Annotated in this window: 6 protein-coding genes; 4 read left to right on the forward strand and 2 right to left on the reverse strand. The window is 70.3% G+C overall.

Annotated elements, in window-relative coordinates; all coding sequences use genetic code 11:
* A partial coding sequence (locus MFF42_RS08950) for a YebC/PmpR family DNA-binding transcriptional regulator (RefSeq protein WP_238255419.1) occupies positions 1-584 on the forward strand: 584 nt, incomplete at its 5' end.
* A 174-nt stretch (positions 585-758) separates the two neighbouring features.
* Positions 759-1,655 (forward strand): hypothetical protein, encoded by an 897-nt coding sequence (locus MFF42_RS08955; RefSeq protein WP_238255420.1) that lies wholly within the window; start codon positions 759-761, stop codon positions 1,653-1,655.
* 106 nt (positions 1,656-1,761) lie between these two features.
* Here the strand turns inward: MFF42_RS08955 and MFF42_RS08960 are convergent, their stop codons facing one another.
* Together MFF42_RS08960 and MFF42_RS08965 are read right to left on the reverse strand one after the other, a co-directional pair.
* Complete coding sequence (locus MFF42_RS08960) at positions 1,762-2,622, reverse strand: phosphoribulokinase (protein WP_238255421.1); 861 nt, start codon at positions 2,620-2,622, stop codon at positions 1,762-1,764.
* Between the two features lie 43 nt (positions 2,623-2,665).
* Positions 2,666-3,721: a class 1 fructose-bisphosphatase gene (locus MFF42_RS08965; RefSeq protein ID WP_238255422.1), complete on the reverse strand. Its 1,056-nt coding sequence runs from the start codon at positions 3,719-3,721 to the stop codon at positions 2,666-2,668.
* A gap of 205 nt (positions 3,722-3,926) precedes the next feature.
* Between MFF42_RS08965 and MFF42_RS08970 the strand changes: the two genes are divergently transcribed.
* Positions 3,927-4,916: a LysR family transcriptional regulator gene (locus tag MFF42_RS08970; RefSeq protein WP_238255423.1), complete on the forward strand. Its 990-nt coding sequence runs from the start codon at positions 3,927-3,929 to the stop codon at positions 4,914-4,916.
* Positions 4,913-5,562: NAD(P)/FAD-dependent oxidoreductase (locus MFF42_RS08975; protein ID WP_238255424.1), on the forward strand; the 650-nt coding region annotated here is incomplete at its 3' end. The genes MFF42_RS08970 and MFF42_RS08975, both read left to right, overlap by 4 nt.

Here is a 5,562-nt window from a genome sequence, read left to right on the forward strand (position 1 = left end):
CGGCCCGGGCCGAGAACATGCCCAAGGACAACATCGAGCGCGCCATCAAGAAGGCGGCCGGCAACGACGGCGAGAACTACGAGGAGATCCGCTACGAGGGCTACGGCCCCGGCGGCGCCGCGCTGATCGTCGAGGCGCAGACCGACAACCGCAACCGCACCGCCTCCGACGTGCGCTCGGCCTTCACCAAGTCCGGCGGCAGCCTCGCCGAGACCGGCGCCGTCGCCTTCATGTTCGACCGGGTCGGCGTGATCGCCTTCCCGGCCGACGTCGCGGACGCCGACACGATGCTGGAGGCCGCCATCGAGGCCGGCGCCGACGACGTGCGCTCGGATGCCGACGGCCACGAAGTGACCTGCGCCCAGGACGCCTACGGCGAGGTCTCGAAGGCGCTGGAAGCCCGCTTCGGCGAGCCGCGCCGCACCGGCCTGATCTGGAAGGCGCAGAACACCATCGACGTCGATGACGAGACCGGCGAGAAGCTGATCCGCCTCGTCGAGGTGATCGAGGACCAGGACGACGTGCAGAACGTCTACGTCAACTTCGCCCTCTCCGACGCGCTCGTGGAGAAGATGGGCGCGTAAGGCGCCGCGCCGTCCCTCGTCCGCTTCCTGCCCGCCGGTGGGGAGAAGATTTCCGGCAGCGGAAGCAGGCTGCCGATTTGTCGCGCGGATCGCCGAAACCCGCGCGCTATATGCCCTGCGATGTCGGTGCCGAGCCGGCGAACGACGAACCGCAAGGCTCCCCCTCCTCGACCGATGCACGACCGCCCGCTCATCCTCGGCATCCACGGCCTCGCCAACAAACCGCCGAAGGAAGAGAAGCAGGCATGGTGGGCCGCCGCGATCCGCGAGGGGCTGCGGCGCAACCTCGGCGCGGATCGGCCCGAGCTGCCCTTCGAGTTCGTCTACTGGGCCGACCTGCGCTACGACGCGCCGCTCTCCGAGGATCGCAACCGGGAGCCCTACTACCCCGTGCGGGGGAGGGGGCCGTTCCCGAGCGCCGACGGCGCCTGCGCCCCGACCCTGACCGACCGCCTCTACCGCGTCGTCGAGTGGATGCAGAAGAAGACCGGGCGCCTCGTCCTCGACGACCTCATCATCGAGCACCGGCTCGACGATCTCTGGGGCTATTACGAGGACCGCGCCTTCCGCGAGGCCGCCCGCGACCGCCTGCGCGAGGCGCTGGAGCAGCATGCCGGCCGGCCGCTGCTGATCGCCGCCCATTCCATGGGGTCGCTGATCGCCTACGACGTGCTGCGCCGGCTCGAGCGCGACGGGCGCTGTCCGCGGATCGAGCACCTCGTCACCATGGGCGCCCCCCTCGGGCTCGCCGAGATCAAGCATCACCTCGCCGAGGAGCATGGGGGCCTGCGCGTGCCGGACGCCGTCGCCCGCTGGAGCAATCTCGGCGACCGCGAGGACGTGGCGACCGTCGGCACCACGCTGGCCGAGTCCTACGCCCCGAACGCGGCGGGCGTCGGCGTGACCGATTGCCCGGTGATCAACGGCTATCGCCGCCCGCGCGGCGGCGTGAACCCGCACAAGTCCTACGGCTACCTGCGCACGCCGGAGTTTTCGCGGGCGGTCGCCGCGTTCCTCGACGGGCAGGAGGCGGTGGCCCCCATCGAGATGGCGGGGGTCGAGGACGCCTGAGCGGCGTGATCCTCTCCGTCGTCGCGAGCGAAGGCGAAGCGGTCCAGAGGCGCGACCTGAATTGCTTCGGCTCCGCCTCGCAATGACGTGACGGTCTGCGGAAGGCTCACGCCAGCCGCCGCCGCCGCTCCACCAGCTGCATGATGATCGGCGTCAGGATGAGCTGCATCGCCAGGTCGAGCTTGCCGCCGGGGATGACGATGGAGTTGGCCCGGCTCATGAAGCTGTCGTGGATCATCGACACGAGGTACGAGAAGTCGATCCCCTTCGGGTCCTTGAAGCGGATCACCACCATCGACTCGTCGGCGGTCGGGATCCAGCGGGCGATGAAGGGGTTCGAGGTGTCCACCGTCGGCACCCGCTGGAAGTTGATGTCCGTCCACGAGAATTGCGGGCAGATCGTCTGCACGTAGTCCGGCATCCGGCGCAGGATCACGTCGGTGACGGCCTCGGTCGAGTAGCCCCGGGTCGAGCGGTCCCGGTGCAGCTTCTGGATCCATTCGAGGTTGATCACCGGCACCACCCCGATCTTGAGGTCGGGATAGCGGGCGAGATCGACGTTGTTGTCGACCACGCAGCCGTGCAGGCCCTCGTAGAACAGGAGGTCCGAGCCCGGCTGGAACGGCTCCCAGGGCGTGAAGGAGCCCATCGGCACGCCGTAGCGGGCGGCGTCCGCGTCGTCGTGGGCGTAGTGCCGCGTGCGGCCGGTGCCGGATTCGCTGTAGCTGCGGAACACCTCCTCCAGCTCCGGCAGCAGGTTGGCCCGCGGCGCGAAGTGGCTCAGCGTCGGCTCGTGCGCCATCATCGCGCGCATGGTGTCGCGGTCGAAGGCGTGGAAGCCGTCGCCCTCGATATAGACGGCGCTGACATCCTCCCGGCGGAAGATCTGCTCGAAGGTGTTGCGGACGGATGTGGTCCCGGCCCCCGAGGAGCCGGTCACCGAGATGATGGGATGACGCGCCGACATGGGCTGAATGGTTTGCGCTTGCTGACGTAGGGGCGCCGAGGCTTTAGCTGCGCATCAGGCCGCGCTGGCCGAAGAGAGGTGAGCGGCCGGCGCTGGGCTGGCGCCCGTCATAGTACTTGGCCACGCACTCCACCTCCTCGGTGGAGCCGAAGACCAGCGGCGAGCGCTCGTGGATCTTGGCGGCGACCCGCTCCAAGATGCGGTTCTGGCCGTCGGTGGCGGCGCCGCCCGCCTGCTCGATCAGGAAGGCGATCGGGGCGGTCTCGTAGAGGAGGCGCAGGCGCCCTTGCGCGTAGCCCTTCCGGTTGTCGCCCGGATACAGGAACACGCCGCCGCGGATCAGGACGCGCTGCGCGTCCGCCACCAGGGCGGCGGTCCAGCGCATGTTGAAGTCGCGGTCGCGCGGGCCTTCCGTGCCGCGCAGGCAATCCTCGATGAAGGACTTCACCGGCCCGTCCCAGTGCCGGACGTTCGAGGCGTTGATCGCGTACTCGTTGGCGCTCGGCACGATCTTCATCGCGTCGTGGGTGAGGCGGAAGACGCCCGCCGCCCGGTCGAGAGTGAAGATGCGGGTGCCGTTGCCGAGCGTGACCACGAAGGTGGTGGCCGGGCCGTAGACGACGAAGCCGGCGGCCGTCTGCGTCGTGCCGGGCGTCAGGAACGAGGCGTTCGGATCGTCGCTCCCCTGGTCCCGCGTCACGGGGCGGATGCCGAAGATGGTGCCGACCACCATGCCGACGCCGATATTGGACGAACCGTCGAGCGGATCGATCGCGACGGCCAGCGGCGCGTCGGGCTTCAGCGTGACGACGTCCTCGGCCTCCTCCGAGGCGACCTGCGCCACGGGAGCCTCTTCCAGCGCCTGCATGAAGCGCTTGTGGGCGATCACGTCGAGCGCCTTCTGCACGTCGCCGTCGCTGTTGTGCTCGCCCTGGGCGGCGAGGTCGCCGGCCAGCGACCCGCGGCCGACGGTCTCGCTCACGTCGATCGCGGCGGCGGCCAGCGCCCGGATCGTGGCGGCGGTGTCGGCCAGGGAGGCGTCCCGCGCAACCTCGGCGTCGAGATGATCGTCGAGGGATGACCCGTACGGCTTCGTCATCGTTCTAAGGCTCGCTCCCGTCGAGGCCGCGTGACTTTCAGGGCCTGCGCGGCGTTCTTGGCGGCCATGCGCGCGCGGAGGCGTGCAGGCCCGTCACGGCCTATGATACGCTGTGGCGAGGCGGCAGCGCCAGACGGCAGGGGAGAGCTGTCGAAGGTTTTCTAAAAAAACTTGTGGTGCCCCGCAAAAAAACTAAAAACGAGGCATGCGCAATCTCTCGCTCAAGCAGCTTCAGGCGGTGGCCGCGGTGGCGCGGCTCGGCACCATGACGCGGGCCGCGCAGGAGCTGAACGTCACCTCCGCCGCGCTCTACGCGCGCATCCGCCAGTTGGAGGAGGAGGCGGGCCTCCTCCTGTTCGACCGCACGCCGACCGGCCTCAAGCCGACGGATGCCGGCCGCGAGATGCTGTGGGCGATCAACAGCATCAACACCGTGCTGGAAACCTGCACCGACCGCCTGCGCACCCTGAAGGGCGGCGGCGGCGGCCGGGTCGGCCTCGGCGTGGTGTCGACGGCGAAATATTTCGCGCCGCTCGTCATCGCCGGCTTCATGGAGAGCCACCCGAAGGTCGAGATCTCGCTCACCGTCGGCAACCGCCAGGACACGATCGAGGCCCTGCGCAACTACGACATCGATTTCGCGATCATGGGCCGCCCGCCGCGGGACTTCGCCATCGAGGCGGAGACCTTCGGGCCGCATCCGCTGGTGCTGATCGCCGCCCCCGACCATCCGATGGCCGGGCGGCGCGGCCTGACGCGGGCGGATCTGGCCGAGGAATCCTTCCTGGTGCGCGAGGAGGGCTCGGGCACGCGCTCGGTCTTCGAGGAGTTCATGAGCGGCGTGATGATCCGCCGGGCCAAGCTCGGGATCGATTCGGGCTCGAACGAGACGCTGAAGCAGGCGGTGATGGCAGGGCTCGGCATCGCGCTCCTGTCCGGCCACTCGGTGGCGGCGGAGCTGGAGAGCGGCCGCCTCGTCCTCCTCGACGTGGAGGGCCTGCCGATCCGGCGGGACTGGTACGTCGTGCGCCGCGCCGACAAGGTTCTCGGCCCGGCCTCCGACGCCTTCTGGGACTACCTCTCGCAGGAGGGACGCCGCTTCCTGCCGACCATCCCCGGCGGCTTTTTCGCGGAAGGGGACGGGACCGTGCAGGCCCCCAGGGCGATCCGCAGCCCGGCCGAGGCGGGCGAGTGAGCGGGCCGATGGACGCCGTCGTCATCGTCGGGGCGGGGCAGGCCGGCTTCCAGGCCGCCGCCTCGCTGCGGGAGGCGGGGTTCGCCGGGCGCCTGACCCTGGTCGGCGAGGAGGCCGCGCTCCCCTATCAGCGCCCGCCGCTGTCGAAGGCCTATCTCGCCGGCAAGACCGACGCCCGCGGCCTCCTGCTGCGGCAGGAGAGCTTCTTCGCCGAGCACCGCATCGACCACCTGTCCGGGACGCGGGTGACGGCGATCGACCGCGGGGAGCGCCACGTGCGGCTCTCGGACGGCGAGCGCCTCGCCTACGACCACCTCATCCTCGCCACCGGCACCCGCAACCGGGCCCTGCCGGTGCCGGGGGCCGACCTCGCGGGCGTGCGCCAGCTCCGCTCGATCGACGACGCCGACGCCCTGCGCAGCGCGATCGAGGGCGTCCGCCACATCGTCGTGGTGGGAGCGGGCTTCATCGGCCTCGAATTCGCGGCGGTCTGCGCCGCCCGCGGCCTGTCCGTCACCGTGATCGAGGCGGCCGAGCGCGTGATGGCGCGGGCGGTCTCGCCCGAGACCTCGCAGGCGTTCCGCGCCTTCCACGAGGAGGCCGGAATCCGCTTCCTGTTCGGGGCGGACGTCACCGCCATCGAGGG

This window comes from Methylorubrum podarium, assembly GCF_022179745.1.
Lineage (GTDB): Bacteria > Pseudomonadota > Alphaproteobacteria > Rhizobiales > Beijerinckiaceae > Methylobacterium > Methylobacterium podarium.